This is a genomic window from Pseudomonas sp. GW822-FHT04H02, from assembly GCF_058800645.1.
Genome location: NZ_JBXAMM010000001.1, coordinates 62,928 through 87,154, shown reverse-complemented (window position 1 = coordinate 87,154; position 24,227 = coordinate 62,928). Strand labels below are relative to the sequence as shown.

Below are 24,227 nucleotides of genomic sequence, written 5' to 3'. Positions count from 1 at the left end.
ATGGGTCAGGCGTCTGGCCCGGTGTCGTCGTCCTGGTCACCGCCACCAGGTGGAGGCGTGTTAGAGGCTGGTGGTGGGCTGAGCTCGCCGCCGGCATTGAGGCGGGCCGCTTCCGCTTCAGCTTCTGCCTTGGAGCCGGTGAAGTCCCCCACCACTCGGCCCTGGTCGTCCTTGACCAGGAATTTTCCGCCACCGGTACGTGCGGCAGCGAAGCCGATACCCTGCGAAGCGGGAGCCTTACCTAAGCCCTCGGTAGCTGTGATCAATTTGAGATTGGAACCCGGGCTATCAATCTCCAGCACCACGGATTCGCCAGCCTCGTAGAGCCGACCATTGATAAACGACCGCTCCAGTACCTCGTAGCGCTCAGCCATTGGTCTGCACTCCTGCAACCACGCCGGCGGTGATCTTGCCCTGGGTCGGGGCCGTGCCGGTCACGGTGTAGTTGAACCGCAGAAAACGCTCGGTCTTCTGCGGCAGGGTGATTACCGGCGCCTGGTAACCCAGCTTCAAATCCGCAAGCGGGATAACCACGGAGTAGAGCGAGCGCGGGGAGCTGAATGCCGAATTGTCGTCGGTCTGCAGATCTACGGTGAGGCTGGTCAAGGTGTTGAATGCTTCAACGACCTGGATAACCAGAGGAATGTCACCAGCACGGCCAACGTCCTTGTTGTCGCCGCGGTCAATGACGTCGGTCGATGCCGCCGAGGCAGTGATTGCCTGGGCATTCGACATGAGCAGCTTTGCATCAAAAAGCATGGTGGTGTCTCCGAGAAGGGGAAACCACGCAGTCGTCAGACTACGCGGGCTTCGGTGTTGAGGATCGCGTCGTTGCGCTTGATCGGGATGCCCAGGAACTCGGGGATTTTCTTGCCGCCGTACTCGCCGATGGTGAGGTTGACGTTCTTCGAGTTCATGGCCTGCTTGTGCAACCACGACTGGATGGTGCGGTTGGCGTAGATGACGGTGCGACCCTCGCCCTGCATCGGGTTATCGATGCGATACAGGGCATCGATCAGCAGGTCGATGATGTTGGCGCCAGTCGCGCCGTCACGGGTCAGAGTGGTGACATCGATGTTCGCGATGCGGGAATTAGCACGCCAGTCGCGGACCGACATGCCGATATCCCACTTGAAGTGATCGCGATAGGCCTCGAAGTCGCCGCCGTTTTCCGCACGGGCGGTCTGTTGGCCCAAGTACTTGTGCTGGAAGCCAGCCACGCTGCCTTTTGGATACAGCAGGTGGGTGGACTGCTCGCCCCAGGTTACGAACCAGATCGAGGTATTGGTGCTACCAGTACCGCCAGCCTCAATGATGTTGGCACCTGACTCGGCCGACTTGTCGTTGTAGCGCGGCGCCAGCCCCAGAAACGCTTGCGGTTCGGCCTGGGTGTTGCCGTAGATCATGTAGCGGGCGGCTTTGTTGTTGAAGCCCTGGAGCTTGGCCATGTTCTCGGAAACACGGAATGCATCCGCATTGCCGCTCAGATCGGCTAGTGCCTTATCGACCAGGCCGTAGTCTTCCATCATGCCGGTGGTATCCAGTACCGGAACGGTGGTCGATTTGCTGGGCTGAATGCCCTGGTTGAACATGCGCCAGGCCGGCTCAGGAATACCGGAACGCATGGTGGTTTTGTGTTTGGAGCCGTCGTTGCACTCCTGATACTCGGCGTCCATGAGGATGTCGTTTTGCTTTGCCATCAGCTCGACGATCTTCATGATTTTCTTGCTGCTGTCCTCCCGACTGAACTTGTCGATCAGGGTCGGCATGGTGGAAGTAAGGATGCCCATCGGTTTTTCTCCTGCGGTTTATAAGTGCCTTAACGAAAGGCGTCGACAATCGTCATTTCTTGGGGTGCGTCCGCTTGGGTGCCCGGCATGACGAACTTGTCTTCCGAGATAGCCGCGCTGATGCGATGGCAGAACTTGAACAGCGCCGGGTGATTGCCCAGGCCGGACTCGTTCAAAAGGTTGGAAAGGGATTCGTCGCCAAAGGCCTGAATGACCTTCACAGCGCTGGCGACGCTCTTGTCGTAGTTCTCGCGGCCCAGCTGGGGGTCGTTCTTGATCTCGGCCGCCCACTGCTGACCCTGGGCAACGACCGCCGCCTGGTAGGCCTCTGCCTGTTTCGTAGAAAGCGCGGTTTGCAGATCGATCAGCTTCTGCGCGGATGCCTGGGGAATGTTCAGTTCCTTGGCCAAGCCCTTGAACGCATCAAGGGTGCCTGCATCCATCTCGTAGCCTTCTGGCAACGTGAAGTCGGCGTAGGCCTCCGGCGCGCTGTTGGCCGCCTTCTCGTCCGCCAGCTTCTGGGCTGCGGCCTCGGCTTCCGCTTTCTGTTCAGGGGTCTGCTGAGCGGCCTGGGCGGCAAGGTCAGCGGCTGGTGCAGCCTGGCCCAGCAACGTCGCATCCGCCGCCGGCGCGGCTGGCGCTGGGGCTGCCTGGGGAGCAGCAGCCGGGACCGCGCCACCAGCTGGTGCACCATCGGCCCCGGCCTCGTTCATCACCACAAAGCCCATCAGTTTCATCATCAGGCGATTCATTGATCAGCCTCCTGTGCGTAGTTCATTGGTGGTTCCTCTACTGGTTGCTGGGCGTTTTCCGCAGCCATCACGGAGAACAGCGCCGGACAGAGCTCGTTGATCTCGCCCAAAAGAAAAAGGCCAACATTGCGTTGGCCTTCGTTGAAGTTCGTTGCGGCATCGGTCGGGCCGATTGAGGGCTGAAACACTCGACAGCGCCCCATCGATCGCCACATGAAGCGGCGGCCGCGGGGATCGTTCATAAGCCAGCGAAAGTCGGCGACCTCCTGCGCCCGGGCGATCTGCTCGGCCAGGGTCTGCTCGCGTTGCTGCTGCTCGTCCTGCTGGTCCATTAGAGCGCCCCCGCGAGCTGGGTCAGCGCGTTGTTGCCGCCGGTGTCGGTCTGGCTCAACAGCTGCGCGCCTTCGATGGCGCTACCGAGCTGCTGCTGAATTGCCGCCTGCTGTTCTGCCTCAGCGCGTTGCTGGCGGATCTCGGCAACCATGTCGTCAGCACGGACCAGGGTTGGCGGTACACCGATAAGGTCGAAGTACTGGCGCATGGCTTCGTCAGCATCGAGCAGGTCCAGGGGTTGGGTACTCTGGGTTGTAGTGGCCACCGTGCCGGCAAAACCAATCGCACGTTCAATGCTCGATACCCCGATGGCCTTCTGAGCCTGGGCCAGGATGCTGGTGAACTCGACACGCAGCTCAAGGGTTTGCAGCTCCTTGGGCGGCGGCGGGATAAGTGGCGCCCCGGGCAGAAGCCCCATCCAGCGTGGAATGGATTGCTCCAGCATCTGGTTGAAAACCATATCGACAAGCGGGTCCAGCAGGTCATCGGTCTGGCGCTCCAGCACCGGGCCCAGCATCAGCAACTTCTCTTCCTTGCGTGTCGCGATCTCGTAGGCCGTCCGGACGCTGTCCATTTGGCTGATCATCAGGAACAGATCGACGAAAAACGCGGTATCAATGATGTTGCTGTCCGCCTGGATCTCGCCCCGCAGCTGGGTGATCCAGGCCGGGTTGACCATATAAAGCGGCTCAAACTTGGCCCCAAGCTGCTGATCGTTCAGGTAGGTGATGCCACCAGGCAGAATTGATGCTCGCTGCCCCTTGAGGCTCACAGGGGCCCCCATCGGCGGGCGCACCCCCTTATCTATCATTTCGGCCTTGCGGCGCTCCATCAGCTGCACAGCCCTGGTGGAGCCGATGCAAATCGACCCTGGGCCAGTGCCATAGACATCCTCGCCAAGCACGTCCCAACGCGGGGCCATGCATGGGAAAGTCTTGAACCCTGACTGCCGCAGCACCGAGTCTTTATCGCTGCCCTTCTCCCAGTACACGGAGCGGAACGCCATATTGGTGTTGTCCTGGCGGCCGGGCTCGCGCATGTCGTTTGGCTCAACCGCATGGACAATGTCAATCCAGGCCTCTGGGTTGTTGCTCAGGACGTTGCGGGCCGTTGGGCTCAACGCAGCTTCGCCGAACTGCTGCGCCATCTGGCGAGCCGTCATCCGATAGTCGCGGTGCAGCGTGTCCACCTGGTTGCGGCTATTGTTCGCCAGCATGTAGCTACCGACCGCCAGGGGGTAAGCGCGGATCAGATCCTGCTCATCTGGCAGCACCACCATGGGCGCGGTACCAAACACGCCCTCTTCCGAGTAGCGGTTTGGCAACACGCTGTACAGGTTCGACCTGGCCATGACTTCGCGCATGGCCTTCTCGACCGAGTACAACCAGGCTTTGACCGGTGCGAACTCGGCCATACCAGGGTCCGGCGGCCCGAACTTCACCCAGGGGGATGCGGGGTTAGTCATCCCCGTATGCATGCCGGCGCCGAGCGTCCTTGCGGCGAACGTGGCCTGTGGGTTGATGATCTTCTGATCTCGCCGCCTGCCGTTGTTGGTGTCGGTGCTGGACCAGCGGCCAGAGCGCGGGCTCATGAAGTCGCCCAGGTCGCGCCACTCCGGGAGCCAGTTGCTGTCCCGCTCGTTCCGTAGTCGGGCGTTCGTCTTCTCCAGACGCTCGCGGAGGGAGTCGGCCAACTTACACCCCCAGCAGGGTTTTCTGGCTGGTGCTGGCGTTACCCAGCAGGCCGGCGGACCCCGTCAGAATGGTTGAGTTCTGGCCGGACTGGGCAAGCCGCCGGCGGCGCTCAGCCTCGACCGCCGCCTGCACCGAGTCGCTAGAGGTGGTAGGGGCTGCAGCTGTGCTCCCCGTAGTTTCTGCGATTGCCGCGGCGGCCTTGGGCTCGTCCTGGATCAAATCCAACGAGGTTGGCAGGCCGGCCTTCTTGAACAAGTCCAGCGGGTCGCTGATTTTGTGGATCGGTTTGATGATGTTCTTGATGGCGCTTCCGCACATGTTCATGCCTCCTAAGCGTATGGGTCATATTCGGATTCCAGCTCGCTGCCGCGGCCGCCTCCGGTGCTGGTGAATTGGTTTTTCATCACCGGCATTGCGTAGGTAAGGGCCAGCGCGTCGGCGTCGTCTGGCGAGATCCCCAGGCGCTTTTTGATATCGGCCTTCTTCTCCAGCTGGATCTGGTCGCTGGCGTTGTGGGCGTACTCCGGCGACGTGAGTTCAGCCTCAAGTTCTGTTGACACATCCAGCGCCAGGCCGGCGCGGATGCCTTCGCGCATCTGCCACCACATGTAAGTCCGCATGTTCGCGTAGTGTCGGTCTGGGGCTGCGCTGGCGAAGTTGATATCGATGATCACCACGCCCGGCATCAGCCGGCGCAGTTGGTCGGCCACTGGACCACCTACCCCCGTTGAGTCAACAAACACCGCATCCGGCCGGCGCTCCTGCACCACTGTGCAGACCTTGGCGATGAACAGCGTGGTGTTCCGGGTTTCGCTGCCGGGAATCTTGATCGTTGGGATCGACTTGGAGTCGAGACCCCGGCGGAACCTGATCACGTTGTTGTCGGCGCCGCCCCGGGCGATATCGATGCCGCACACCAGGGCGTCGTCCATGCCATAGACGGGATCGCGCCGCATCGCCTCGGCGACCCAGTCGGTCGGAATCAGTTGCAAGTCGGAAGCCCTCGGGAACATGCCGCGTACACGGATGCGGAAAAAGTCGCTGTCCTCGCCGTAGTCTTCCAACCACTTGGCGATCTGCGTTTTGTTGGTGCCGTCGACCGTGCGGCTGTCGACCTGGCGGTGCGTCCAGCGGTGGCCGTACTTGGTGAAGCACTCCCGGAAACGCCCGGTTGTCTTTGTCGGGTTGCCGAAGGCCGTCCAGATGATCTCTGTGCCCTCGTCCGTCAGGGCCCCCTCTGCCACCTCCCATACCAGGTCGGCGATGGCTGACGCCTCGTCGAACACCAGCAGGATGCGTTTGCCCTCGTTGTGAAGGCCGGCGAATGCCTCGGTGTTGGTCTCCGACCATGGCACCGCGTCCACCCGCCAGTTCTTTTCGTGCTCGGGGTCAGTGCTGATCAGCGCCGTAGCGGTGAGCCGAAACCAATGGCTGGTGATCGATAGCCGGTTCCACTTCGCGACCTCGGGCCAGGTTTTGGTGCGCAGCTGCGTCTCGGTGTTTGCCGTGACCACGCCGCGGGTGTCGACGGCTGTATCGAGTGACCACTTGATGATCCAGGACACGAGTGCCGACTTGCCGATGCCGTGACCGCTGGCCACCGCTTCATGGATGATCTCGCCCAGGTCCCTGGCGCCGGCCCGGATCTTCTTGCCGATGGAATCGAGGACCTTGATCTGCCACTGCCTGGGGCCGGCCTTGTTCGCCAACTCGGAGCCCGGCTCCCCCCAGGGGAAGGCGTACCAGACATACCCCAGGGGGTCGTCGGCGAATCTAAGAATGTCCTCGACCAGCTGCTGCTCAAGATCGATTTTTGCTGGCGCGTTCACTGGCCTTTGCCATCCGTTCCGAAAGGGTGAGGCTGACGTCGACCGCCACCTGGTCGCGGAAGGCATTCACGTTGACGTGCTTGCCCAACAGCTCCAGGTTCCTGACCTTGTCGGGCCATTTCAGCTTTTTCAGGATGCCGACCATTGACCGGTCTTTGCCCTGCCCTTCGAACATCTCGGCAAGATCGAAGCCCGCCAGGTACTGGCGCCAGACCTTGGGCCACTGCGAAAGCGGCTTGACCGACATGTCGTCGTCGAGAATGTCCAGGACGTCCATCTGGTCGATCTCAGTAAGCCGGTGCAGCACGTAGTCTGCGTCTACCTGCGTGCGCTTGTTCCGAGCCTCCATTGCCGCCTTGATGGCTGCCAAGATCTCGGGGTTCTGCATGTTCTGCCAGGCCTGGTCCTTGGCCCCTCGCTTGGCATAGCCGGCCCTGATAGCTGCCTGGGTTGCATTCAGGTCGAGCAAATACTCGGCGACGAATGCCTGCTGCTTTGCTGTCAGGGCCATAGGTGGTGATTCTCCTCAGGTTGCGTCGACCGGGTCAGCTTTCTGCTCTGGCACAGGTTCCGGCGCGACTGGTTCGACCGGAGCAACTGGCTCAGGTACTGGGGCCTGTTCCTGAATCCAGAGGTAGCGGGAGAACGCCGAGGTGATGCGGTCACCCGAGTAGAAGCGCGCCCCGTCGTCGAGAAACTCCACGCGGTCGGCGGTGACGTCGAGGGTGTCCTCGAAGGTCCGGACTTTGAAATTGATCTTTCCCATGCTCATTTCCCCTTGAGGCAAACGGTGTTGACGTAGTCCTGCAGGCCAGCCAGGGCCCTTACTGCGTCGTCGCCGTCGTTGGCGATACGGATAATTCGTTCAGCAGCCGCTGGGTCAAGTTCGGCTCTCGCTTCTGCAGCATCCAAGCCGGTGGCGCCGGTGGCGGTTCGCACAGAGGGGCAACTGGCTGGGACTGACAGCCGGCGCTGGCCAGCAGCGACAGCAGCACGAAGGTCTGCATTGGTCTGGTTCGCACGTTCGCGCTCCTGGGTGTGTTCGGTGTCGAGCTGGGCCAGCAGGCGCTGGGTGTTGCGACGGGAAGCGTCGGCGGCCTCAAGCTGCGTGTTGCGTTCTGTTGCAGCGTTGAGCGCAACGGCCTGGGCCTGGATGCGCTGCCAGCCGCCGTAGATCAGGAACAGGCAGGCCACCAGGGCGGCGATCAGGTAGCGGATCACTTGCGCCACAGCCCTATAGCAAGCGCCTTGCAGGCACGGCCTTTGCCGAACAGGGACCGGAACACCAGGCTGTCACCCCGTCGACCGCCAAGATCGCCCCGTTCGTTGGTGAACCCGCGATCAACCAGTGGCGCACCGGCTGGCTGCTGGCATTGGGCGATGAAGAAGCGACCTACGGAGATGGTGTTCATTGTGTTGCCCTCGGGTTATTGGACGGATAGGCACTTGGCGTTGCGCTCAAGCTGGCGGGTCCAGACGCCCGGGCAGCGCCGGTTGCCTGGGGTTGAACAGTCGTAGCCGGCGGCGAACCGGTACAGCAGCAGTGCCTCGCATGCGCCGACGTAGTTGCCGTCCGCGAGATAGCGGCGCATCGAGGACTTGCGCCAGGTGCCCATGCCGTACTGGCCGACAAAATCCATGTAGAGATCGAACTCTTCCTGGTAGAGCTTCACGCCCGGCAGGCTGCCGGCGAACTCCTTTTCCGCCTGGCTGTTCAGGTTGCGGGCCAGGACCTCGGCCCGGGGTCGGGTGATGGTGTCGCCCATACGGACCGGGGTGCCGTCCTCATAGCGCGTGGAGCCATAGCCCAGGGTGGGCACGTCGCCCTTGGTCGGGATCACGGCGTGATCGGTGAACCCCTCGCTGGCCTTCCAGGCCCCGAAGCCGGCGGCGCTCATGCTCAGCAGGCCCACGGCAATGCGCTGGCGCAGTTGCGGGCTCATCGCTGGCACTGCTCGCGCAGGGCTTCGATTCGGGCGGCGCTCTCGGCGCTTTCCCGGCGATCCTTGCGCACCTGGAAGTAGAGATTGATCAGCAGGCCCAGCACGGCAACCACCACGCCGGAAATCCCGATCCAATTAACCTGGGATATCCAACCGATGAAGCCGGCAGCGCCACCGGCGATCATGCCCTTGTTCGCGACGGACGCACCCACCACCTCGATAATCCCTTCTGGTGCAGGGTTGGGCATTTGTGAACTCCTGGCTGGGGCTTTCATGGGGCCTCCAGAAACGAAAAAGCCCCGCACGATGGCAGGGCTCAGGATTGAAATTTGGGCAACAAAAAACCCGCTCTAGGCGGGTTTCTGGGTTTCGGGTGCAACTTCACAACATGGGGAAATCATGCCGAAACCCGCACATCGGTGTCAAGCGGTGGCGCCAAGCGCCTGCTCCAGGTGCTCAGCTGTAACTTTGGTGACAATGATCTCAAGCGCCCCAACCTGCACTAGCGCTGTATCGTCTGTGCGATGAATGATTGCATCAATACTCGCCAAATTCACCACACACTTATGCCCAAATGCGCTTTTAAAAATCTTGAACGTCAGCATGCTTTGCACTCCTGCTTTGTAGTTACCATCCAGATGGCCGCTGAGCATACAGGGAACGTGGCGAGCAACTCCAGTGGACCGCTGGACGCTCACGCCGCCTCCCGCTCCTCCCCCAGCACGCGCCCCACCGGACGCAGGCACAGCCGATCGATCTCGCCGGCCTGGTCGAACATCAGCTGCACCAGCCAGCCCCAGTTGCGGGTCCAATTGCGGCTGTCCAGCTCGACGCCGTGGTGGTCGGCCAACCAGCCGCGGAACACCCACGGGTTTGCCATCGGGTCGGGGTTAGCGCCCATGCCTCCCTGGACCATGTGGCGGTAGCGCACCAGGACACCCCGGGCGACGTAGTATTCCCGGCTGTAGTCCAGGCACCGCCGCTTCTCGCCGCGCTCACGTAGCGCCAGATCAACACCGACGGCCAGCAGTCCGTGGGCGGCTTCTTCCCACGCATTCGACTGTTCGGTGGTGATAACCGGGGCGTACAGGTGGTGGCCGAAGGCCTGGTGCTCCAGCGGCAGGCTGGCAATCGCGTTCTGCACCCGGCCGGCGATGGCCATGTGGGCGCATTTGCCCAGGTTCTCCCAGCGCTCAGGCCGTGTTTCGTTCGCCACGTAGCCACGCTTCCCCAGCTTCGCCCCCTCCAGGCCGTGGTGCATGACGCTGTCCCAAGGCGTGTAGTAGCAATCGTGCCAGGCCATCCGTGCGCTGGTCAGTTTCATGGCCACCCCTTACCGCGTAGTTTTGCGTAGTTCACGATGGCAGGCCCTCCAGCGGCACCACACGTACCAGGACGCCGGGCTTTTCGGCAAAGCGCTTGCTCATGGAAACGTTGACCACCTGCACGTCGTCCTTGAAAACGATCCCGTTGATCCCGTCGCAGATCGCTTTCAGCACGTTGTCGGCGTCGGGTTTCTTTGTCGGCATGACCTGGCCGGCCAGCGCTGCAGCGGTTTTCTTCTTCGACCAGGACACGGCAATGCCCACGGCAATTTTCAGTTCCACCAGCACTGGGCCGGTGATCAGCTCGCGGCCCTGCATGGCCTGCTCCGCAGCTACGGCAATCAGCGATTCGTAATTGGCGGTTTTCTGCGGCGTGAACATGCGGGCATGACCGTGGATGGTGGTAACCCTGGGCCTGCCCTTCCCCACTGCTTCCCCGGGTACGACGAACGAAACGGGTTTGTGATCAGACATGGTCGGCTCTCCTGATACCGAGCTTGGCCAGCAGCATGGCGCGACAGGCCTTGGGGTCCTTGGGGATCTCCAGAATCTCGACGATGCGGTCAGCCTCGGCCCGGGATTGCTCCAGCTGGATCTGCTCGCGTGGTCGCATGCTGTCGTGGGTGATGCCCTTGGCGATTCGCCCTTCCAGGGGCTGGCCGGTTTGGGCGCGGCGCATGACGATGGCGTAATTGCGTTCGAAGCGCTGGAACAGGGCTTTGTCGCCGTGATCCGCGGTACTCAGATCAAACTTGCTTGTGGCTTCGGCGGCTACTTCAACGGCCTTGTGGGTGTACGTGCCGCGCAGGGCTTCGTCCCAAGCCTGGACCGTACTCGGCAAACCTTTGACCTGCTGGCACATTTCCCGGAAGACGTTCGCAGGCGGCGGCCAATCGAACTCTTTGCCCTTCTCTGCCAGGGTGTTCAAGCCATTGGCGAGCTGCGCACCAGTGATCCCCCCCAGAACCTTTGACCAGGTGTGGTCCGGGTTTGCGATCACGCCATAGCTCGACGTCCAGCGGTGCCCGTAGAACTCAGCCATCTTGATCCAGAGCTTGTCCATCAGCGCTTGCGGCATTCTCTCGGTCTGCGATTGCGGCACGGACACGGTCTGGAGCAGAGAGGGGGCCCGGTTTAGCAGGTCGTTGGTGGCCACCTTGGGCACCACGGCCCGGATTGCCTTGGGAATTTCCCGGTGTTCCAGGTTGTTGGGTTGCATTGGCGTTTCTCCCGCTTGCTTGGTCGCTGCGCATACCGCGCTTCAGGTGCTGGGCGAGCGCATGCTCCCACTTGGCCTGGGTTCGGTGATCGTCTGGGGAAGCGATCCAGAAGGATTTGAATTCGAGGAATTGGTCTTGATCGAAGACCTGGCCCGAAAGGCCGTTGAGGGTCAGCACCGCGGCGAATGACTTCGCGTCGGGCTCCCAGTGTTCGTGCATCGCGAACTTGCAGCGCGAATCCGGAAAGTCCTCGCGCGGTGGTGGTGGTATATCTTTATCTACTCTTCTCTTATCTAATCTGTCGTGACTTCCCGTGACCTTGCGTGACTCGTCGTGACCATCTTCTTTTTCCTGGGCCGCTTTCTGGCGCTCGCGCTGCTCCCTTTTCCGCTGGGTAGCTGATTTGGCGCCGCTTTCAGAGCTTCCAGTGTCTTCGCGCTTGGGCTGTCGCTTGCTCCAGCCAGTGACGTAGTCGCCATCCAGAACACGGCCCTGCATAGCTTCGAAAACCGATTCGACCTGTTCGTCTGTCACGTCCAAAGCTGACGCAATGTCCTCTTTCGTGACTGTCACGTGACCGCGCGTGACATTTCGTGACGCATCAACGAGCAGGTGCACATACATGGCCTGAACCAGGGCAATTGGCTGCGCCGATACGCGGGCGATGGTTCGCCATTTGGGGTCGTTGGGCATGTCGTGCCAGAGCCTGAGCCAATCCATGGTCAGTCCCACCCCAACGGGCCCGGCCGCTTCTTCTCGGCCTTGAGCCCAAGCTCTGCCAGGGTTTCAAGCGAGCGCAGATAGTCCGCGTTCGTGACGATGGCCGACTGCGGGACCATCTGGAGATCGAGAACCGCCAGCGCCTTGCAGAAGCGCTCGATGATTCCCTCTTTCTTCCAGTTGGAAATAGCCGACTCGCTCAAGTCGACTGAAGTCGCCAGGTTCTTCTGGCCCACCGACAAAAGTCGGGTCAAGAACAGGGCTTCGAACTCGCGTGCCCTTGAGGCCTGTTCGGAGCTTAATTTGTCCGTGCTCATGGTCAGGCCACCGACTGAGACTTGCCGTCAGGGCCTGCCTTCAGTTGTCCGTTGGTGAGTTTTTCCAACTGGTACTGACGCAGTTCTGGAACTTCCTCCCCCCACTGGCGCACAGCCTCGTAAGTAATCTTGAGTGCTTTCGCCAGGGCGGGGATGGAGCCGAAATAATCAATAGCTACTTGACGCTTCATAGGCACCTCCAATGCTCATGCGTCAAATTCAAGCATGCTTGTATTTATTAAGCAAGCATGCTTGGCAAGCTAACTTGTAGATTTGGTTCATGAACATTACCGATCGAATTACCAAGCTCGTGCTGACCCGGAAGCCGGAAACAGGTGCCCGCGGAGTCAAGCGGAAAATTTCCACTACCTGCGGGATCAGCTACGAGGCTGTTCGGCAGTGGTTTGCCGGCGATACCGGAAACATCAAAAACGACAATCTGCTAGCCATAGCCCAAGGCTTTGACACGACCGTGGACTGGCTGCTGGAAGGGACCGGGGAGCCACCAAGCCGCCGGCAAAACTCCAACGTCCTGACAGGCGATTTCACGCGAAAAACACGCGACGATGAAATCCTGATACCTCAATACGATGTGGTTGCCTCTATGGGGCACGGGCAGTTTTTGCCAAAAGAGTACATAGAGACGGTGCGCAACATTACCGTGCGAACCGAGTATTTGAGGGAACAAGGTATTGCCTACACGCACGCAGATAATCTTTCGGTAATTACTGGCTTTGGCGAAAGTATGGGAGCCACATTTTCAAGCGGCGATCCATTGATAGTTGATCAGGGAGTTAACTCCGTCGTGGTTGACGGCGTGTATGTTTTCACCCTGGATGGAATGCTCTACATCAAGAGGCTGCAGCGCCTGCCCAAGATGATCAGGATGATCTCTGATAACGAGGCGTTCCCGCCTTACGACATCAAAGGGCCGGAACTGGAGTCCATGATCATTCATGCACGCGTGCTGCTAGCCTGGAATGCAAGGAAGCTGTAAGGAGCGCCGACATTGAACGATAACGAACACAAAGTTTATGCAGCTCACGAAAAACATGCTTGGACGCTTGCTTTCTTTGTGTTCGCTGCATTCGGCCTTGTGGTGTATTGGCTCGATGGATGGCTGAGCACAAAGCGAAGCGGATGGGCGGAATTCGCTTACATCCTGCTGTACGTGATCTCGTTCTTCGCAGTTTTCGGGCTGGGAGCTGTTAAAAACTGGTTCCTTTGGCGACTGCACAAGCCGGCAAATGCTGAGCCCCCTGCCCAACCATCTGTTCCAGTCTTGCACTTTAAAGATGCCAAAAGTGCGCTTGAGTACTCCTGCAAGTACATGGACACATCACTCAAGGACGGCGAGTTCACACCTTGCATTGTGGTTGCCACCAGCTCTTCCAAGGAGTCAGGAACTTTTGCAGTCGTCGACATCCCTACCGCTGCTGGTATCAAGCGCAGTGTTGCAGCTTTCTCAAGCAACGAAGCCCCACCAGCTGTCGCTGGCAAGCTATGTGCTGCGATGATCGGCCCCGTCATTGAGCCAGCAGACACGCCCTCATTTCTAATTTTCGCCGAGCTTGAGCCGACCTGGTCCGATGGATCATGGAAGATCAAGCGCCGCTTCTGATCGGCAACCACTGAACAAGCCCGCCCTGTGCGGGCTTTTTTTCGTCCGCAGGAAAAAACACAAGGGCACTTGCATATGAAGTACAAGCATGCTTTTATAAATGCAAGTCCGCTTGCATATGCGGAACTCGGCGAAAGCCACCGCTCTTTAGCTTCACCGCATCACCTTTGCCGGATCACTACCGGCGGCAACAAGGCAGCGATGAACCGGCCTCAACGGTTCAGAGGGTTGGCAACTGGCCCGGGCGTGCAGCGTAAAGCGCCAAGAACAGTTTTCCAGCGGGGTAGCCGCGGCTGGAGGAACAACACGAAGAAGGCCGGCGAGAACGTAGCCAGTAGCTGATCACCGGCCAGCAAGGAGTTTTCACTGATGCACCTGGTTACCCGGGTGCATTGGGAAAACAACCGGAGCAAGAAAATGCCAAGTACCTACAAACGCGGAAGCCTGATCAACGTCGGTGACATGATCTATGTGGGCATGCCATGCCGGGCAGCTGCAGTACTGGAGTTCAAACCCCACCCGGGTTGGCCAGGCCTGCCAAACCTCACCGGGCGCGTAGCGATCACTCAAAGCGGCTCAATCACGATCGTTGACCAAGACCCTATCCGGGTTCCTACCTAACCAATCGAGCCCGCTTCGGCGGGCGCCTCCCCCCTCCCCCGAATCCACCCGAATGCACTCACACCGCGCCCACCGGCAACCAGCGGTGCCTGAGTGCATCCGGCTGAATTTGAACCAACAGAGGAAAGCAGCGATGAAATACGACCTGTTCCTGTTCGGCCGCTGGGTCGGCTTCCAGTTTGCCAACAGCGCGGACGAAGCAATCAGCAAGTACGCCGTGGGCCGCACCACTGCCGATGGATACAGCGCCACGCTGGCCTGAGCTAAATCCGCCTGGAGGCCCGCCATGTTCAACAAGAACGCGAAAAACCTGTTCGACGAACAGCTGCGCAAAGTGCTGGAAATGCCCGCAAACGACCTGGTGGGCACTGAGTCGGAGCTCTGTTATGCCGCCGGCATGGTCTGCTACGCCCTGCTGTGCGGCGATATCACCCACCCCGAGGCGACCCTGATGCATAGCCGCATCAGTTCAGTCCGTAGCAACCGCGTGGCCAGGCTCTGTCGGGATCAGCGGATGGCCGCAGCATGAGCGCCTACGACATGTGGCTGGATCCGCCCGACGAGCCGGACGAGCCAGAAGAACCCGACTACGAACCCGAAAACGAACTGGTCCTGCTGGGCGACTACGGCTCAGACGAACGCCAGATCATGCTGGAGCGCCGCTATGACCGGTAACTGCGTGGCGATCATCGCCGCCAATCGCAAAGCAATCATCAAAGCCCTGCAATCGCGGGGTTTTTCTTTAGTCGCCGACCTGCCTCGGCCGCTGCGCGTGGACATTCGCCGCGGCATGTTGATCGCGAGGATGCCATGACCCGCCGCCAGGCCATCCGCTGGGCCTCAGCCATTACTGGCCTGCTTTTCATCACCATCACCCTGCTGGCCCCGGCAATCGGCGGCCTGATCACGCAATAGGACCAACCCCATGAGCATCGATCCTCGGGCCAGCAGCCCCGGGCGCCTTGTTGCGCCTGCCCCACTGCCGCATGTCAGCCGGCGCGCCTTGAAGCGCGTTAAGAACCCGCTCCCGGTGCCCACCAGCTGCCGCTACTGCGCGGGCCATGTTGAGCTGATCAACAACAGCAGGATCTACGGCAGGGAATTCGGCGAGTGGCCGTATGCATACCGCTGCGACGACTGCGGCGCCTACGTGGGACTGCACCCTTCTACCGATATTCCCCTGGGCACCCTGGCCACCGCGCAGCTGCGCAAAGACCGGAACCTGAGCAAAGACATGTTCCACAAGGTCAAGGAGCGGCGCGGGTTCACCCGGTCGCTCGCCTACGAGTGGCTGGCCGGAAAAATGGGCATTCCTGTCGGGCAATGCCATTTCGGGTGGTTCGACCAGGACGAATGCGCGCTGGCGATGGGGCACTGCGTCGAGGACCTGACAGCCAGCACCAGCATGGGCAAGGCCTTTTCCAAGGCGAGGGCGAAAGCATGAACCCGCCAATCAAGATCCGCGCATCGTCCTGGGGCTCGCTGTTCAACTGCGGCTATGCCTGGGAGTACACGCATATCCTCGGGCACCGATCCCCCAGCAGCCCGCGGGCCCAGCTGGGAACGGCCATTCACGCCAGCACCGCCGCGTTCGACGCGGCACGGATCAACGGCAGCGACCTGTCGGCCTTCGATACCGCCGAGCTGCTGCTGCGCACGCTGCGTAATCCTGACTACGACGTCGACTGGCGCGGCTCCGATATCACCCTGGCCCAGGCAGAAGCCACGGGCCTGCAGCTGCACACGCGCTACTGCAACGAGATCAGCCCCCGCTATGAGTTCCAGGCCGTGGAGTTAACCACCAAGCCGCTGGAGATCGATTGCGGCGGTGGCGTGATCATCCAGCTGACGGGCCAGCTCGACCGGGCGCGGATCTGCAAGACGGGTCACGGTGTGGGCATCGCCGACGTGAAGACCGGCGGCGCCGCGGTGAGCCAGGGAGTAGCGAAGACCAAGGGCCACGCCCCGCAGATCGGCACCTACGAAATTCTCTACGAACACACCACCGGCGAGCCCATCACCGCCCCGGCCCACATCATCGGGTTGAAGACGAAGGGCAAGCCAGAAACCGGCGTCGGCGAAATCATCGGCGCCAAGCAAATGATGGTCGGCACCGAGGAGTTCCCCGGGCTGATCCAGATCGGCGCCGAAATGCTCCGCACCGGCCTGTTCCCTCCAAACCCCCAGAGTTTCACCTGCTCGGCGAAGTACTGCCCGCGCTGGTCCACCTGCCCCTACCACGAGTAACAGCCCATGAATGCCCAAGACTTCTACGTGCGCCTCATTGATCCGACCGGAAAACATCGCACGGTCATCAACCACCACCGCGTTTGGGACCGCGAACGGTTCTATCAGGCCCAGGTCAAGCTGTACGAAGACCCGAAGAAAAAGATCGAAGACCGCCGCCTGGTCCAGACAGCCACAGAAAACGACTACAACGAAGCCCGGAGGGCAAAGCCATGACTCAGCCCACCACCCTGGCGCAGATGCAGACCAGCGCTGTAGCCAAGCCAAACGACGCCCCCATGTCGCTGCTGACTGGCGCCGGATTCGATCAGATCCAACGTGTGGCCAAGGCTTTGGCCGGCTCAACCCTGGTGCCAGTCCAGTACCGTGCATTCACTGAGGTCAAGGAGTACGGCAAGGTCGTCAGTCACCAGCCGAACGGCGCCGGCCTGCCGAACTGCATCGTGGCTTTGAACATGGCCCAGCGCATGGGCGCCGACCCGCTCATGGTCATGCAGAACCTGTACGTGATCGAGGGGCGCCCTTCCTGGTCCAGCCAGTTCATCATCGCGTCGATCAACAGCTGCGGCCGGTTCAGCCCGTTGCGCTTCGATATCAGCGAGCCAGGCAAGTCGGAAGAAATTGGCTACGCCGCCACGTTCTGGAAGGACGGCAAGAAGGTCACCGAGCAGCGCAAAGCAAAGATCAAGCACCAGACGTGCCGCGCCTGGGTCATCGAAAAGGAAACCGGCGACCGCCTCGACGGGCCGCTGGTGTCGATCCAGATGGCGATCGACGAAGGCTGGCTGACAAAGAACGGCAGCAAGTGGCTGACGATGCCGGAGATCATGCTGCGCTACCGAGCCGCCAGCCTGCTGGGTCGCCTGTACGCCCCTGAGTTACTGATGGGCCTGCAAAGCCGCGAGGAAGTGGAAGACTTCATAGAGGCCACTCCGGACGGCGCCGGAAACTACGCCGTAGACGTCAACGACTTGCGCAACCGTGAGCCCGAGCCACCATCGGTCATCGATGAAGAGAGCGAGACGATTGACCCGAAAACCGGCGAAATCGTTCCGGATGCCAGGGAAGCCGAAACGAAACCAGCCGAAACCGCAACGGACCAAGCTGAATCCGCAACAGCGGACGATCTGCCCGACGATCTGGCATTCGAGTAACCCGCCATGACCGCTCAATCAGTCGTCGAGATCTACGACCGCATTGAGGAATTCACAACCCTACTCGCCGCCGCTGAGCTTCACGCCAGCGGCGCCTGGGAATTGGAATTCACCCAAGACATGCGGGCCAACTTCGCGCGCTACGGCGCCCACACCCACCTGAGCCCGGCGCAAAAGCTGACGCTTGAGCGCATCGCTAAATCCTGAGGAAGTCCCCAATGAACATGGAACACAAGGCAATTATTGATCGCGCCAAGCTGGCAGGTGTTGAGCCGTCCTACCTGGCCCACGAACTGCTGGTGCATGACCTGGTAAATGCCGGCCTGTTTGAGCTAAAAAACCTGCACTCGCCATACGGCAAGTTGAACGAAGGCCAGCAGCAGGAAGTTATCGACCGCCTGACCGAAGCAGCAGAGAAAGCAGCGCATAACGCGATCTCCATCATCAGCTCGCGCAACGTCTCGACAATCGAAGTCACCATGAAAGAGGTCAAGTTCAACTCCAAGCAGCTGACCTTGACGTCGATTGTCGACGCCAAGGACCCGAACCGGCACGACCTGATCGACAGCGCAGGCCGCTTGTGCCTGTTGGTGATGGCGCCCGACGATTATGCCGACGGCCTGGACTTCATCCAGCCCGACCGCGATCAGCGCGACCTGCCGCTACACAGCAGTGAGTTGACCGGCAGCCTGTTCGACCAGCGCCGAAACGACCCAGACGAGCCCGACGGCGAACATGAATCGGTGTTCGTAGGCCATGGCCAGGACCCGCTGTACAGCGAAGCCGTGGCGTTCGTGCTGGATACCCGGCGCCCCAGTATTTCGGCCGTCCAGCGCCACCTGAAAGTCGGCTACAACCGCGCTGCCCGCATGCTGGGCTGGATGGAAGCCCAGGGCATCGTCTCGCCGGTGGACAGCAACGGCGGCCGCGAGGTGCTGGTACAGAGCCCGGCGCCTGCTGCAGATGCCACGGACATTCAACAGCCTGAACAGGTGGACCTGGAGCACGCCCCAGAGCAGCACGGCGAAGCCTTGCCCGAGCATGATCAGCAGTTCGGCAAGGAGTTCGGCGAGTACAGCTATGAGGACGCCGCGCAGCTGGTGGTCCTGCACGCGCAAACAGTCGACGTCGCCTGGCTGCAGCGCCGGCTCGCTATCGACAGCGACCAAGCCACCACCCTGCTTCTGCGCCTGGTCGATAACGAGGTGATCACCCTGGAAGCCGAGGGCGAAACATCGATCGACAACACCTATACGGTCCTCGCCAAGCTCGAAGACCTCACCCTGGAGTAAGCCGCCATGCGCCTGAATCATCTTTTCATCGAGAACTTCCAGGGCCTGCGCCTGGCGAACCTGGATCTGCACGCACCTATCACCCTGGTGGCCGGCCCGAACGGCGCCGGCAAGTCCAGCCTGCAGGAAGCAATCAACCTGGCGCTGGGCGGCCAGGCGCGGGTGGCCCTGAAGAAGGACTACAAGCAGCTGATCACCGATGGCCAGGACAAGGCCCAGATCATCGTCAGCCACGACGACGTGGCCAGCAGCTACACCCTGCCGGCCGGCAAGGGCGACCACACCACCGCCACAGGCGACGAGTATCTGCCGTTTGTACTGCGCCCGGGGGCCTTCGCCGCCCAGGACGACAAGGGCCGCCGGAAAATGCTGTTCGCCCTGACCAAGTCCAGCAGCAAACCCCAGGTTGTGGTCGACAAGTTGCTGGCCAAGGGCGCCGACGCCGGCAAGGTCGATAAAATCAAGCCGCTGCTGTTGAGCGGCTTCGCCGCTGCCCAGGACCAGGCCAAGGCATACACCAGCGAAAGCCGCGGTGCCTGGAAGGCAACCACCGGCGAGAACTACGGCAGCGAGAAGGCCGAAGGCTGGATCGTCACCATCCCCGCACTGCCAGACGGCGCCCCGGAGGTCACCCAGGACGACCTGGCCCAGGCTCAAGCGGACCACGCCAAAGCAGTCGAGGAAATCGGCAAGGGTGATCAGCACCTGGGCGGCCTGCACGCCCGGCGCGATGCCGCTGCAACCCACGAAACCCGGAAAGCCCAACTGCAAGAAACCTTCTCCCAACTGGAGCGGCGCAAGGCCAAGCTTGAAGCCACCAACAAGGAGCTGGAAGGCTGGAAATCCAAGGTCAGCGAAGCGGAAGTGCAGGTGCAGGCCTACAACGGTGAAAGCCCCTGCGAGTGCCCGAGCTGCCACGTCAAGCTGAAGGTTGTCGGGCGCCTGGTGGAGCTGTTCAAAGGCAAGACCGCGGACGCGGCCAAGCTGGCCACCGCCCAGGCAGACCTCAATAAAGCGAACGAGGCCTACAGCCTGCTGGCCCGCACCCAGGTCAACGACCAGAAGGCGGTCACAGAGGCCGAACAGGCCGGCCGTGACCTGGCCGCCTTGGACAAGTCCGCCGGCGAGCCGGTGACCGACGCAATGCTCAAGCGTGTGGAAGATGCAATACAGGTGCAGCGCAATCTGCGCGACACGGCCCACGCCAAGGTCGAAGCAATGCGCGAACGCCTCGACCTGATCGCCACCGCCACGCAGAAGGCAGCAGACGCCGCCGGGCATCATGCCGACCTCAAGGCCTGGACCCTGATTGCCGACCTGCTGGCACCCGATGGCATTCCGGGCGAGATCCTGGCCGGCGCCTTGAAGCCCTTCAATGACAGCTTGGCGAAGGGGTCACAGGTTGCCGGCTGGCCGCTGGTACAGATCACCGCCGACATGGCGATCACCGCCGGCGGGCGCACCTACACGTTGCTGTCGGAGTCGGAGCGCTGGCGTGTCGACGCCCTGCTGGCCCTGGCCATCGCAGAGCATTCAGGCCTGCGCTTCCTGGTCCTCGACCGCTTCGACGTGCTCGACCCGCCACCCCTGCCCGCTCGCGGTCAGCTGTTCCGCCTGCTGATGGCGGCCAACAAGGCCGGCACCCTGGACAGCGCCATTGTCTGCGGCACCTTGAAAGAGAAGCCCGCCAAGCTGCCGCCAGAAATCAATGCGGTCTGGATCGAGAACGGTATTGCCGGCGGTGACCAGCAGTTGCAGAAAGCCAGCTGACTTCCTCCCACGCACACCACACGGCGCCTACGGGCGCCTTCTTTTCGCCTGGAGAAAACCTATGTCCGAATTGATCTGCTTCTTCGATACGGAAACAACCGGCCTGCCCCTGTTCCGTGAGCCCAGCGAACACCCCGATCAACCCCACATCGTTGATATCTGCGCCCTGCTCTACACACCTGACGGCGTGCTGGTGGACTCGTTCGAAGCGATGGTAAAGCCAGACGGGTGGGTTATCCCCGACAACGTCGCGGCCATCCACGGCATCACCACCGAAATGGCCCTGGAGCAAGGGATTCCGGAAGCCGAAGCGGTCGCCGGGTTCATGAGCATCATGGCCCAGGCCGGCCTGCGGGTAGCGCACAACGTTTCGTTCGATGACCGCATTCTGCGCATCGGCTTGAAGCGCTTCATGGACGACGCCACCGCGGACGAGTTCCGCGACGGGCCCAAGTACTGCACCTGCCAGAACAGCACCGCCCTGGTGAAGTGCCCGCCCACCGAAAAGATGATCGCCGCCGGCCGTGGCCGCCAGTTCAAGCAGCCATCCGTTGCCGAGGCCCTGCTGCATTTCACCGGCGAAGTGCTGGTCGGTGGTCACCGCGCCCGACCTGACACCGAGGCATGCGCCCGCATTTACTTCGCCATGAACCCGCCAACCCAGGTGGCTTAACCCTGCTGGCGCCCTGCGTGGGCGCCTTTCTGTGAGGTGCCCATGAACCAATCCGCACACCAGCCGGCGCCTGTCCAGGTGCTGGCCAACCCGCCGCTGCCGGAAATCATCATCACCGGCCCGATCAACCGCGTCATGGAACTGGAGGGCAAGCAGTACGCCGTGGACGTTGTCCAGTCAGCTGGCGCCGATATCCGCCGGCCCCAGGTGGTGGAAAAGATCATCCGCAATCTGACCATCTACGCCGCACAGCAGCCGTCCAGCGTGGCCAGCGGCGTGAAGATCGTCATCGACTTGCTCAAGGAGGCAGGATGAAAACGCCCGCCGAACGGCTAACAGATCTTGCCGTCGCTTACGCCCTGTACCGAACAAAGCTGTTTGAGAACGGCAAGGCCATCAAGCAGGTGCAGAACGATGCTGATGGCGCCTACTTCGACCTGAAGCCCTACCGTGATCGCTACTGGAGCGATCCAGATGTCCACGACCTGAACAAGGGCGAGGTGATCGTCTGGCACGGCTGGGTTCACGCTATCCAACAGTGCGAGCCGGACAAGGATCACGACGAGGAAGACTGCGGCTACATGGCAACTGCACGCCTGATGGACGAGCGCCGCGACATCCAGCGCACCGGAGCACGTATCCGCGCGGCAATCACCAAGATCGGCAATCAGTTGTTGAAGGAGGCGTCGTGACTTTCGCCGACATCTGCGCTGTAGGCGCATTTTTGGGTTTGCTCGCCGCAACTGGATATTTGGCTGTCAAGGAAGCCAAAGACTGGAACGAACTCTCTCAGAGTCACGAATGCAAGAAGGTAGGTGAGATCTCTGAAACCACGTCAACTGGCTATGGATTCAGCGCCAATGGTCAAAGCGGAATGGTCACCACCTATTCACCCGGGAAAGTTGGCTGGCTCTGCAACGATGGCGTGACGTACTGGAGGTGAGCCATGACCACCCTTCGCCGCAAGACCAAGATCCGCGGCGCCCCGATGAAGGCGCTGGATCTCAACTTCACCTGTGACCAGTGCGGCAAGCAGCGCGCCCACGGAAACCACGACAAATGCAGCAGAGCGCGCCAGTTGCCATGGCCGAGTTACGCGCCCGGGAGGAACACCATGCCCATGTGCGACTGCAACCAGGGGCGCCTGCCCTGTACCTGTAAGCCAATTGAAGGAGCAAGAGTCATGAGTGAAGTGAAGCGGTACACAATGTGGCAAGACGGTAGTTGTAGCGGACCCCAGGACGAAGGCGACTGGGTTGCCTCTGAAGACTTCGACCGCGTCACCGCCGAGTGCAAAGCCCTGCAAGAGCGCCTGAACGCGGCGGACCAGAAGGACGACGATCAGACCTTCCAGCTCCACGACCGCGAAGGTTCGCGGCGTGACTGGTTCGATGAGGCAAAGCGGCTGGAGAAGGTGGTCGAAGAACTTCGCGCAGAAGTTACGCGCCTGGACCTAATGGGCGCCGAGTCTGACTACAAGTACGATCAGCGATACGCTCAGTTTGAGCGTGTACTGGCCGAGCGGGATGCGCTGCTTGAGAGGTGCCGGCTCGCCGTTGTGAATGGTGAAGACTTCGACCTTCCTGCAAGTTTGCTGGATGAGATCAAAGCCCTATCCGCCAGCGCAGAGCCGGGCACCAAGCCCTGCGAGCACGAATGGACAGACGACGGTGAGTTCCTGCTGATCTGCACCGCCTGCGGAGCGCAAGAGGATCACAACCCAGGCTGGCGAGATATGGCCACCGCGCCGCGTGACGGAACCATGCTTCGGTTGCTCGTCGAGTTCGAAGATCACTCTACCGAAGACGCAGATCAGGCCCCGACAATCGGCGCAAACAACTTCGAAAACGACGAGATCGACGAATGGAAGTTCGCCGGCTGGTGCTGGACGCATGATCACTTTGTTGAAGGCAAGGGCACTCCTGTCGGCTGGCTCCCAATGCTGGACAGCAAGGCCACCGAGGGCGCGAGCCATGAGTAAGCACTCAACCGCATTTCTTAAGGAAAAATCTGATGCGGATTGCCGTCAGTTGGCGGCGCACTACTACAAGCGAGCCCGCAAAGCAGAAGGCGAGCGAGACAAGGCAGTCGTTCAGCTGGAGGAACTGAAAGCTCGCTGCCAACGAATGCTGGGTATCGCAGGTGAATTGCTGGAGGTGGGCCATGAGTAACGGAATGATCAGCCTGCCGCGTGACAAGCTGGAGGCGATGGCGTTCGGGCGCATGGAGTTCGACGAGTTCAGCCAGTACATGGATGAGCTACAAGCCCTTCTCGGCCAGACAGCCACCCAGCACCAGGCCGAGAGATTCACCTATAGCTCCAAGCAGGCGACCAATTGCGCCGGATGTGGTCTACGCAAACACACCCCGCTCCGCGTTGACGACATGGGCGGCTATGTATGCCTGACCTGTATCGATAACCGACTGGGCGAACTTCTGGAGGCTGAGCAGTACCAGGGCGAGCCGGTGGCGCACTGCTTGCTCAGGCGGAATGGCGCGGGTGAATGGGTCAACGATGCAAAATCGTGGGCCGATGGCGTGCCGTGCCGCGATATTGTGGCGGAATGCGAAAGGCATCCTGAGCTGTACCGCGTGCAACTGGCCTACGCCGAGCAGCCCGCGCCGGTTGCGGTGGTGCCCGACGGCTACTGCATCATGCCCCGCCGGCTTACCGCCGAGAATGGAGCCAAAGCCCTGTTGCTTGGCGAGTTCAAGTTGCAATCCACGCACGAGTGCCCGGAATGCCGAGAGCTTGAAGAGCCATCGGAAGGCTGCGAAATCTGCGACGGTGAAGGGGAATATGGTCAAAGTCATTTTATCCCCTGGGACTTGATCAAGTTCATCTACAGCAAGGCAGTAGAGGGCCTGGCCGTGAAAGGCGATCCAGCCAACCCCCGATAGGAGTACATTTGTACTCCTCCCGCAA

42 protein-coding genes are annotated in these 24,227 nt (G+C 61.1%); 21 read left to right on the top strand and 21 right to left on the bottom strand.

Annotated elements, in window-relative coordinates; translation table 11 throughout:
• Window positions 1-5: 5 nt before the first annotated feature.
• The 21 genes from AC1RMG_RS00575 to AC1RMG_RS00475 all read right to left on the bottom strand — a co-directional run bounded on the left by AC1RMG_RS00575 (window position 6) and on the right by AC1RMG_RS00475 (window position 12,114).
• Window positions 6-374 (bottom strand): hypothetical protein, encoded by a 369-nt coding sequence (locus tag AC1RMG_RS00575; protein ID WP_493167942.1) that lies wholly within the window; start codon window positions 372-374, stop codon window positions 6-8.
• The gene (locus tag AC1RMG_RS00570) at window positions 367-759 is read right to left on the bottom strand and encodes a Bbp16 family capsid cement protein (RefSeq protein WP_493167940.1); all 393 of its coding nucleotides are present in this window, start codon (window positions 757-759) and stop codon (window positions 367-369) included. Before AC1RMG_RS00570 ends, AC1RMG_RS00575 begins: the two co-directional genes overlap by 8 nt.
• 35 nt (window positions 760-794) lie before the next feature.
• Complete coding sequence (locus tag AC1RMG_RS00565; protein WP_493167938.1) at window positions 795-1,790, bottom strand: major capsid protein; 996 nt, start codon at window positions 1,788-1,790, stop codon at window positions 795-797.
• 29 nt (window positions 1,791-1,819) lie between these two features.
• Window positions 1,820-2,542, bottom strand: a complete 723-nt coding sequence (locus AC1RMG_RS00560; RefSeq protein ID WP_493167936.1) for a hypothetical protein — start codon at window positions 2,540-2,542, stop codon at window positions 1,820-1,822.
• Window positions 2,539-2,874 carry a Bbp19 family protein gene (locus AC1RMG_RS00555; protein WP_306408473.1) on the bottom strand — a complete coding sequence of 112 codons (336 nt, stop codon included), beginning with the start codon at window positions 2,872-2,874 and terminating at the stop codon, window positions 2,539-2,541. The genes AC1RMG_RS00560 and AC1RMG_RS00555 overlap by 4 nt, the downstream gene beginning before the upstream one ends.
• Window positions 2,874-4,568 carry a portal protein gene (locus tag AC1RMG_RS00550; protein WP_493167934.1) on the bottom strand — a complete coding sequence of 565 codons (1,695 nt, stop codon included), beginning with the start codon at window positions 4,566-4,568 and terminating at the stop codon, window positions 2,874-2,876. The genes AC1RMG_RS00555 and AC1RMG_RS00550 overlap by 1 nt, the downstream gene beginning before the upstream one ends.
• A 1-nt stretch (window position 4,569) precedes the next feature.
• Window positions 4,570-4,887: a hypothetical protein gene (locus AC1RMG_RS00545; protein ID WP_493167932.1), complete on the bottom strand. Its 318-nt coding sequence runs from the start codon at window positions 4,885-4,887 to the stop codon at window positions 4,570-4,572.
• 11 nt (window positions 4,888-4,898) lie between these two features.
• Entirely contained in the window at window positions 4,899-6,398 is a 1,500-nt protein-coding gene (locus AC1RMG_RS00540; protein ID WP_493167930.1) for a terminase, read from the bottom strand.
• Entirely contained in the window at window positions 6,370-6,909 is a 540-nt protein-coding gene (locus AC1RMG_RS00535; protein WP_493167928.1) for a terminase small subunit, read from the bottom strand. The genes AC1RMG_RS00540 and AC1RMG_RS00535 overlap by 29 nt, the downstream gene beginning before the upstream one ends.
• Window positions 6,910-6,924: 15 nt before the next feature.
• Entirely contained in the window at window positions 6,925-7,164 is a 240-nt protein-coding gene (locus AC1RMG_RS00530; RefSeq protein ID WP_493167926.1) for a hypothetical protein, read from the bottom strand.
• Window positions 7,165-7,166: 2 nt separating this feature from the next.
• Window positions 7,167-7,619, bottom strand: coding sequence for a lysis system i-spanin subunit Rz (locus AC1RMG_RS00525; RefSeq protein ID WP_493167924.1), 453 nt, complete (start codon window positions 7,617-7,619; stop codon window positions 7,167-7,169).
• The gene (locus AC1RMG_RS00520) at window positions 7,616-7,810 is read right to left on the bottom strand and encodes a hypothetical protein (protein ID WP_306396999.1); all 195 of its coding nucleotides are present in this window, start codon (window positions 7,808-7,810) and stop codon (window positions 7,616-7,618) included. Before AC1RMG_RS00520 ends, AC1RMG_RS00525 begins: the two co-directional genes overlap by 4 nt.
• 15 nt (window positions 7,811-7,825) lie before the next feature.
• Entirely contained in the window at window positions 7,826-8,341 is a 516-nt protein-coding gene (locus tag AC1RMG_RS00515; RefSeq protein WP_493167922.1) for a glycoside hydrolase family protein, read from the bottom strand.
• Window positions 8,338-8,589, bottom strand: a complete 252-nt coding sequence (locus tag AC1RMG_RS00510) for a holin (RefSeq protein WP_493167920.1) — start codon at window positions 8,587-8,589, stop codon at window positions 8,338-8,340. Before AC1RMG_RS00510 ends, AC1RMG_RS00515 begins: the two co-directional genes overlap by 4 nt.
• Before the next feature lie 174 nt (window positions 8,590-8,763).
• Complete coding sequence (locus AC1RMG_RS00505; protein ID WP_493167918.1) at window positions 8,764-8,946, bottom strand: hypothetical protein; 183 nt, start codon at window positions 8,944-8,946, stop codon at window positions 8,764-8,766.
• Between the two features lie 89 nt (window positions 8,947-9,035).
• The gene (locus tag AC1RMG_RS00500) at window positions 9,036-9,665 is read right to left on the bottom strand and encodes a hypothetical protein (RefSeq protein WP_493167916.1); all 630 of its coding nucleotides are present in this window, start codon (window positions 9,663-9,665) and stop codon (window positions 9,036-9,038) included.
• A 31-nt stretch (window positions 9,666-9,696) separates the two neighbouring features.
• Window positions 9,697-10,140 carry a RusA family crossover junction endodeoxyribonuclease gene (locus AC1RMG_RS00495; RefSeq protein ID WP_493167914.1) on the bottom strand — a complete coding sequence of 148 codons (444 nt, stop codon included), beginning with the start codon at window positions 10,138-10,140 and terminating at the stop codon, window positions 9,697-9,699.
• Window positions 10,133-10,729, bottom strand: a complete 597-nt coding sequence (locus tag AC1RMG_RS00490; RefSeq protein WP_493167912.1) for a hypothetical protein — start codon at window positions 10,727-10,729, stop codon at window positions 10,133-10,135. The genes AC1RMG_RS00495 and AC1RMG_RS00490 overlap by 8 nt, the downstream gene beginning before the upstream one ends.
• Window positions 10,701-11,579, bottom strand: coding sequence for a DnaT-like ssDNA-binding domain-containing protein (locus tag AC1RMG_RS00485; RefSeq protein WP_493167910.1), 879 nt, complete (start codon window positions 11,577-11,579; stop codon window positions 10,701-10,703). Before AC1RMG_RS00485 ends, AC1RMG_RS00490 begins: the two co-directional genes overlap by 29 nt.
• 29 nt (window positions 11,580-11,608) lie before the next feature.
• The gene (locus AC1RMG_RS00480) at window positions 11,609-11,923 is read right to left on the bottom strand and encodes a CII family transcriptional regulator (protein WP_220222996.1); all 315 of its coding nucleotides are present in this window, start codon (window positions 11,921-11,923) and stop codon (window positions 11,609-11,611) included.
• A gap of 2 nt (window positions 11,924-11,925) precedes the next feature.
• Complete coding sequence (locus AC1RMG_RS00475) at window positions 11,926-12,114, bottom strand: Cro/CI family transcriptional regulator (RefSeq protein ID WP_306408460.1); 189 nt, start codon at window positions 12,112-12,114, stop codon at window positions 11,926-11,928.
• Between the two features lie 89 nt (window positions 12,115-12,203).
• Here AC1RMG_RS00475 and AC1RMG_RS00470 point away from each other — a divergent pair, with 89 nt between their 5' ends.
• From AC1RMG_RS00470 to AC1RMG_RS00370, 21 genes are all read left to right on the top strand, one after another.
• Window positions 12,204-12,920 carry an XRE family transcriptional regulator gene (locus tag AC1RMG_RS00470; protein ID WP_493167907.1) on the top strand — a complete coding sequence of 239 codons (717 nt, stop codon included), beginning with the start codon at window positions 12,204-12,206 and terminating at the stop codon, window positions 12,918-12,920.
• Between the two features lie 12 nt (window positions 12,921-12,932).
• Window positions 12,933-13,544 carry a hypothetical protein gene (locus tag AC1RMG_RS00465; RefSeq protein ID WP_493167905.1) on the top strand — a complete coding sequence of 204 codons (612 nt, stop codon included), beginning with the start codon at window positions 12,933-12,935 and terminating at the stop codon, window positions 13,542-13,544.
• Window positions 13,545-13,913: 369 nt separating this feature from the next.
• Window positions 13,914-14,165 (top strand): hypothetical protein, encoded by a 252-nt coding sequence (locus AC1RMG_RS00460; protein WP_493167903.1) that lies wholly within the window; start codon window positions 13,914-13,916, stop codon window positions 14,163-14,165.
• A 133-nt stretch (window positions 14,166-14,298) separates the two neighbouring features.
• Window positions 14,299-14,427 carry a hypothetical protein gene (locus tag AC1RMG_RS00455; RefSeq protein WP_493167898.1) on the top strand — a complete coding sequence of 43 codons (129 nt, stop codon included), beginning with the start codon at window positions 14,299-14,301 and terminating at the stop codon, window positions 14,425-14,427.
• A 24-nt stretch (window positions 14,428-14,451) separates the two neighbouring features.
• Window positions 14,452-14,694 carry a hypothetical protein gene (locus AC1RMG_RS00450; RefSeq protein ID WP_493167892.1) on the top strand — a complete coding sequence of 81 codons (243 nt, stop codon included), beginning with the start codon at window positions 14,452-14,454 and terminating at the stop codon, window positions 14,692-14,694.
• Window positions 14,691-14,840, top strand: a complete 150-nt coding sequence (locus AC1RMG_RS00445; protein WP_493167888.1) for a hypothetical protein — start codon at window positions 14,691-14,693, stop codon at window positions 14,838-14,840. Before AC1RMG_RS00450 ends, AC1RMG_RS00445 begins: the two co-directional genes overlap by 4 nt.
• The gene (locus tag AC1RMG_RS00440) at window positions 14,830-14,979 is read left to right on the top strand and encodes a hypothetical protein (protein ID WP_493167885.1); all 150 of its coding nucleotides are present in this window, start codon (window positions 14,830-14,832) and stop codon (window positions 14,977-14,979) included. The genes AC1RMG_RS00445 and AC1RMG_RS00440 overlap by 11 nt, the downstream gene beginning before the upstream one ends.
• 111 nt (window positions 14,980-15,090) lie before the next feature.
• Entirely contained in the window at window positions 15,091-15,609 is a 519-nt protein-coding gene (locus tag AC1RMG_RS00435) for a zinc-finger-containing protein (protein WP_493167884.1), read from the top strand.
• On the top strand, window positions 15,606-16,412 hold the full coding sequence (locus AC1RMG_RS00430; RefSeq protein WP_493167883.1) for a RecB family exonuclease: 807 nt from the start codon (window positions 15,606-15,608) through the stop codon (window positions 16,410-16,412). Before AC1RMG_RS00435 ends, AC1RMG_RS00430 begins: the two co-directional genes overlap by 4 nt.
• A gap of 6 nt (window positions 16,413-16,418) precedes the next feature.
• Window positions 16,419-16,628, top strand: a complete 210-nt coding sequence (locus AC1RMG_RS00425; RefSeq protein WP_233322120.1) for a hypothetical protein — start codon at window positions 16,419-16,421, stop codon at window positions 16,626-16,628.
• Window positions 16,625-17,566, top strand: a complete 942-nt coding sequence (locus tag AC1RMG_RS00420) for a hypothetical protein (RefSeq protein ID WP_493167882.1) — start codon at window positions 16,625-16,627, stop codon at window positions 17,564-17,566. Before AC1RMG_RS00425 ends, AC1RMG_RS00420 begins: the two co-directional genes overlap by 4 nt.
• Before the next feature lie 6 nt (window positions 17,567-17,572).
• Window positions 17,573-17,773, top strand: a complete 201-nt coding sequence (locus tag AC1RMG_RS00415; RefSeq protein WP_493167881.1) for a hypothetical protein — start codon at window positions 17,573-17,575, stop codon at window positions 17,771-17,773.
• Between the two features lie 11 nt (window positions 17,774-17,784).
• Window positions 17,785-18,858 carry a DNA translocase FtsK gene (locus AC1RMG_RS00410; protein WP_493167880.1) on the top strand — a complete coding sequence of 358 codons (1,074 nt, stop codon included), beginning with the start codon at window positions 17,785-17,787 and terminating at the stop codon, window positions 18,856-18,858.
• A 6-nt stretch (window positions 18,859-18,864) separates the two neighbouring features.
• A complete protein-coding gene (locus tag AC1RMG_RS00405) occupies window positions 18,865-20,628 on the top strand; it encodes an AAA family ATPase (RefSeq protein ID WP_493167879.1) in 1,764 nt (587 codons plus the stop codon).
• A 61-nt stretch (window positions 20,629-20,689) separates the two neighbouring features.
• Entirely contained in the window at window positions 20,690-21,301 is a 612-nt protein-coding gene (locus AC1RMG_RS00400; protein WP_493167878.1) for a 3'-5' exonuclease, read from the top strand.
• Window positions 21,302-21,343: 42 nt separating this feature from the next.
• The gene (locus tag AC1RMG_RS00395) at window positions 21,344-21,616 is read left to right on the top strand and encodes a hypothetical protein (RefSeq protein WP_493167877.1); all 273 of its coding nucleotides are present in this window, start codon (window positions 21,344-21,346) and stop codon (window positions 21,614-21,616) included.
• Window positions 21,613-21,993, top strand: coding sequence for a hypothetical protein (locus AC1RMG_RS00390; RefSeq protein ID WP_493167876.1), 381 nt, complete (start codon window positions 21,613-21,615; stop codon window positions 21,991-21,993). Before AC1RMG_RS00395 ends, AC1RMG_RS00390 begins: the two co-directional genes overlap by 4 nt.
• Window positions 21,990-22,244 (top strand): hypothetical protein, encoded by a 255-nt coding sequence (locus AC1RMG_RS00385; RefSeq protein ID WP_493167875.1) that lies wholly within the window; start codon window positions 21,990-21,992, stop codon window positions 22,242-22,244. Before AC1RMG_RS00390 ends, AC1RMG_RS00385 begins: the two co-directional genes overlap by 4 nt.
• Window positions 22,245-22,247: 3 nt before the next feature.
• Complete coding sequence (locus tag AC1RMG_RS00380; protein ID WP_493167874.1) at window positions 22,248-23,282, top strand: hypothetical protein; 1,035 nt, start codon at window positions 22,248-22,250, stop codon at window positions 23,280-23,282.
• A complete protein-coding gene (locus tag AC1RMG_RS00375) occupies window positions 23,275-23,472 on the top strand; it encodes a hypothetical protein (protein WP_493167873.1) in 198 nt (65 codons plus the stop codon). Before AC1RMG_RS00380 ends, AC1RMG_RS00375 begins: the two co-directional genes overlap by 8 nt.
• On the top strand, window positions 23,465-24,202 hold the full coding sequence (locus AC1RMG_RS00370; protein WP_493167872.1) for a hypothetical protein: 738 nt from the start codon (window positions 23,465-23,467) through the stop codon (window positions 24,200-24,202). The genes AC1RMG_RS00375 and AC1RMG_RS00370 overlap by 8 nt, the downstream gene beginning before the upstream one ends.
• Window positions 24,203-24,227: the final 25 nt, after the last annotated feature.

Bases quoted from the DNA above. Each gene is read 5' to 3' on its own strand.
- AC1RMG_RS00575 (WP_493167942.1), bottom strand. From the start codon at position 374: ATGGCTGAGCGCTACGAGGTACTGGAGCGGTCGTTTATCAATGGTCGG.
- AC1RMG_RS00570 (WP_493167940.1), bottom strand. From the start codon at position 759: ATGCTTTTTGATGCAAAGCTGCTCATGTCGAATGCCCAGGCAATCACT.
- AC1RMG_RS00565 (WP_493167938.1), bottom strand. From the start codon at position 1,790: ATGGGCATCCTTACTTCCACCATGCCGACCCTGATCGACAAGTTCAGT.
- AC1RMG_RS00560 (WP_493167936.1), bottom strand. From the start codon at position 2,542: ATGAATCGCCTGATGATGAAACTGATGGGCTTTGTGGTGATGAACGAG.
- AC1RMG_RS00555 (WP_306408473.1), bottom strand. From the start codon at position 2,874: ATGGACCAGCAGGACGAGCAGCAGCAACGCGAGCAGACCCTGGCCGAG.
- AC1RMG_RS00545 (WP_493167932.1), bottom strand. From the start codon at position 4,887: ATGTGCGGAAGCGCCATCAAGAACATCATCAAACCGATCCACAAAATC.
- AC1RMG_RS00535 (WP_493167928.1), bottom strand. From the start codon at position 6,909: ATGGCCCTGACAGCAAAGCAGCAGGCATTCGTCGCCGAGTATTTGCTC.
- AC1RMG_RS00530 (WP_493167926.1), bottom strand. From the start codon at position 7,164: ATGGGAAAGATCAATTTCAAAGTCCGGACCTTCGAGGACACCCTCGAC.
- AC1RMG_RS00520 (WP_306396999.1), bottom strand. From the start codon at position 7,810: ATGAACACCATCTCCGTAGGTCGCTTCTTCATCGCCCAATGCCAGCAG.
- AC1RMG_RS00515 (WP_493167922.1), bottom strand. From the start codon at position 8,341: ATGAGCCCGCAACTGCGCCAGCGCATTGCCGTGGGCCTGCTGAGCATG.
- AC1RMG_RS00510 (WP_493167920.1), bottom strand. From the start codon at position 8,589: ATGCCCAACCCTGCACCAGAAGGGATTATCGAGGTGGTGGGTGCGTCC.
- AC1RMG_RS00505 (WP_493167918.1), bottom strand. From the start codon at position 8,946: ATGCTGACGTTCAAGATTTTTAAAAGCGCATTTGGGCATAAGTGTGTG.
- AC1RMG_RS00500 (WP_493167916.1), bottom strand. From the start codon at position 9,665: ATGAAACTGACCAGCGCACGGATGGCCTGGCACGATTGCTACTACACG.
- AC1RMG_RS00495 (WP_493167914.1), bottom strand. From the start codon at position 10,140: ATGTCTGATCACAAACCCGTTTCGTTCGTCGTACCCGGGGAAGCAGTG.
- AC1RMG_RS00490 (WP_493167912.1), bottom strand. From the start codon at position 10,729: ATGGACAAGCTCTGGATCAAGATGGCTGAGTTCTACGGGCACCGCTGG.
- AC1RMG_RS00485 (WP_493167910.1), bottom strand. From the start codon at position 11,579: ATGCCCAACGACCCCAAATGGCGAACCATCGCCCGCGTATCGGCGCAG.
- AC1RMG_RS00480 (WP_220222996.1), bottom strand. From the start codon at position 11,923: ATGAGCACGGACAAATTAAGCTCCGAACAGGCCTCAAGGGCACGCGAG.
- AC1RMG_RS00475 (WP_306408460.1), bottom strand. From the start codon at position 12,114: ATGAAGCGTCAAGTAGCTATTGATTATTTCGGCTCCATCCCCGCCCTG.
- AC1RMG_RS00470 (WP_493167907.1), top strand. From the start codon at position 12,204: ATGAACATTACCGATCGAATTACCAAGCTCGTGCTGACCCGGAAGCCG.
- AC1RMG_RS00460 (WP_493167903.1), top strand. From the start codon at position 13,914: ATGCACCTGGTTACCCGGGTGCATTGGGAAAACAACCGGAGCAAGAAA.
- AC1RMG_RS00455 (WP_493167898.1), top strand. From the start codon at position 14,299: ATGAAATACGACCTGTTCCTGTTCGGCCGCTGGGTCGGCTTCCAGTTT.
- AC1RMG_RS00450 (WP_493167892.1), top strand. From the start codon at position 14,452: ATGTTCAACAAGAACGCGAAAAACCTGTTCGACGAACAGCTGCGCAAA.
- AC1RMG_RS00445 (WP_493167888.1), top strand. From the start codon at position 14,691: ATGAGCGCCTACGACATGTGGCTGGATCCGCCCGACGAGCCGGACGAG.
- AC1RMG_RS00440 (WP_493167885.1), top strand. From the start codon at position 14,830: ATGACCGGTAACTGCGTGGCGATCATCGCCGCCAATCGCAAAGCAATC.
- AC1RMG_RS00435 (WP_493167884.1), top strand. From the start codon at position 15,091: ATGAGCATCGATCCTCGGGCCAGCAGCCCCGGGCGCCTTGTTGCGCCT.
- AC1RMG_RS00430 (WP_493167883.1), top strand. From the start codon at position 15,606: ATGAACCCGCCAATCAAGATCCGCGCATCGTCCTGGGGCTCGCTGTTC.
- AC1RMG_RS00425 (WP_233322120.1), top strand. From the start codon at position 16,419: ATGAATGCCCAAGACTTCTACGTGCGCCTCATTGATCCGACCGGAAAA.
- AC1RMG_RS00420 (WP_493167882.1), top strand. From the start codon at position 16,625: ATGACTCAGCCCACCACCCTGGCGCAGATGCAGACCAGCGCTGTAGCC.
- AC1RMG_RS00415 (WP_493167881.1), top strand. From the start codon at position 17,573: ATGACCGCTCAATCAGTCGTCGAGATCTACGACCGCATTGAGGAATTC.
- AC1RMG_RS00410 (WP_493167880.1), top strand. From the start codon at position 17,785: ATGAACATGGAACACAAGGCAATTATTGATCGCGCCAAGCTGGCAGGT.
- AC1RMG_RS00405 (WP_493167879.1), top strand. From the start codon at position 18,865: ATGCGCCTGAATCATCTTTTCATCGAGAACTTCCAGGGCCTGCGCCTG.
- AC1RMG_RS00400 (WP_493167878.1), top strand. From the start codon at position 20,690: ATGTCCGAATTGATCTGCTTCTTCGATACGGAAACAACCGGCCTGCCC.
- AC1RMG_RS00395 (WP_493167877.1), top strand. From the start codon at position 21,344: ATGAACCAATCCGCACACCAGCCGGCGCCTGTCCAGGTGCTGGCCAAC.
- AC1RMG_RS00390 (WP_493167876.1), top strand. From the start codon at position 21,613: ATGAAAACGCCCGCCGAACGGCTAACAGATCTTGCCGTCGCTTACGCC.
- AC1RMG_RS00380 (WP_493167874.1), top strand. From the start codon at position 22,248: ATGACCACCCTTCGCCGCAAGACCAAGATCCGCGGCGCCCCGATGAAG.
- AC1RMG_RS00375 (WP_493167873.1), top strand. From the start codon at position 23,275: ATGAGTAAGCACTCAACCGCATTTCTTAAGGAAAAATCTGATGCGGAT.
- AC1RMG_RS00370 (WP_493167872.1), top strand. From the start codon at position 23,465: ATGAGTAACGGAATGATCAGCCTGCCGCGTGACAAGCTGGAGGCGATG.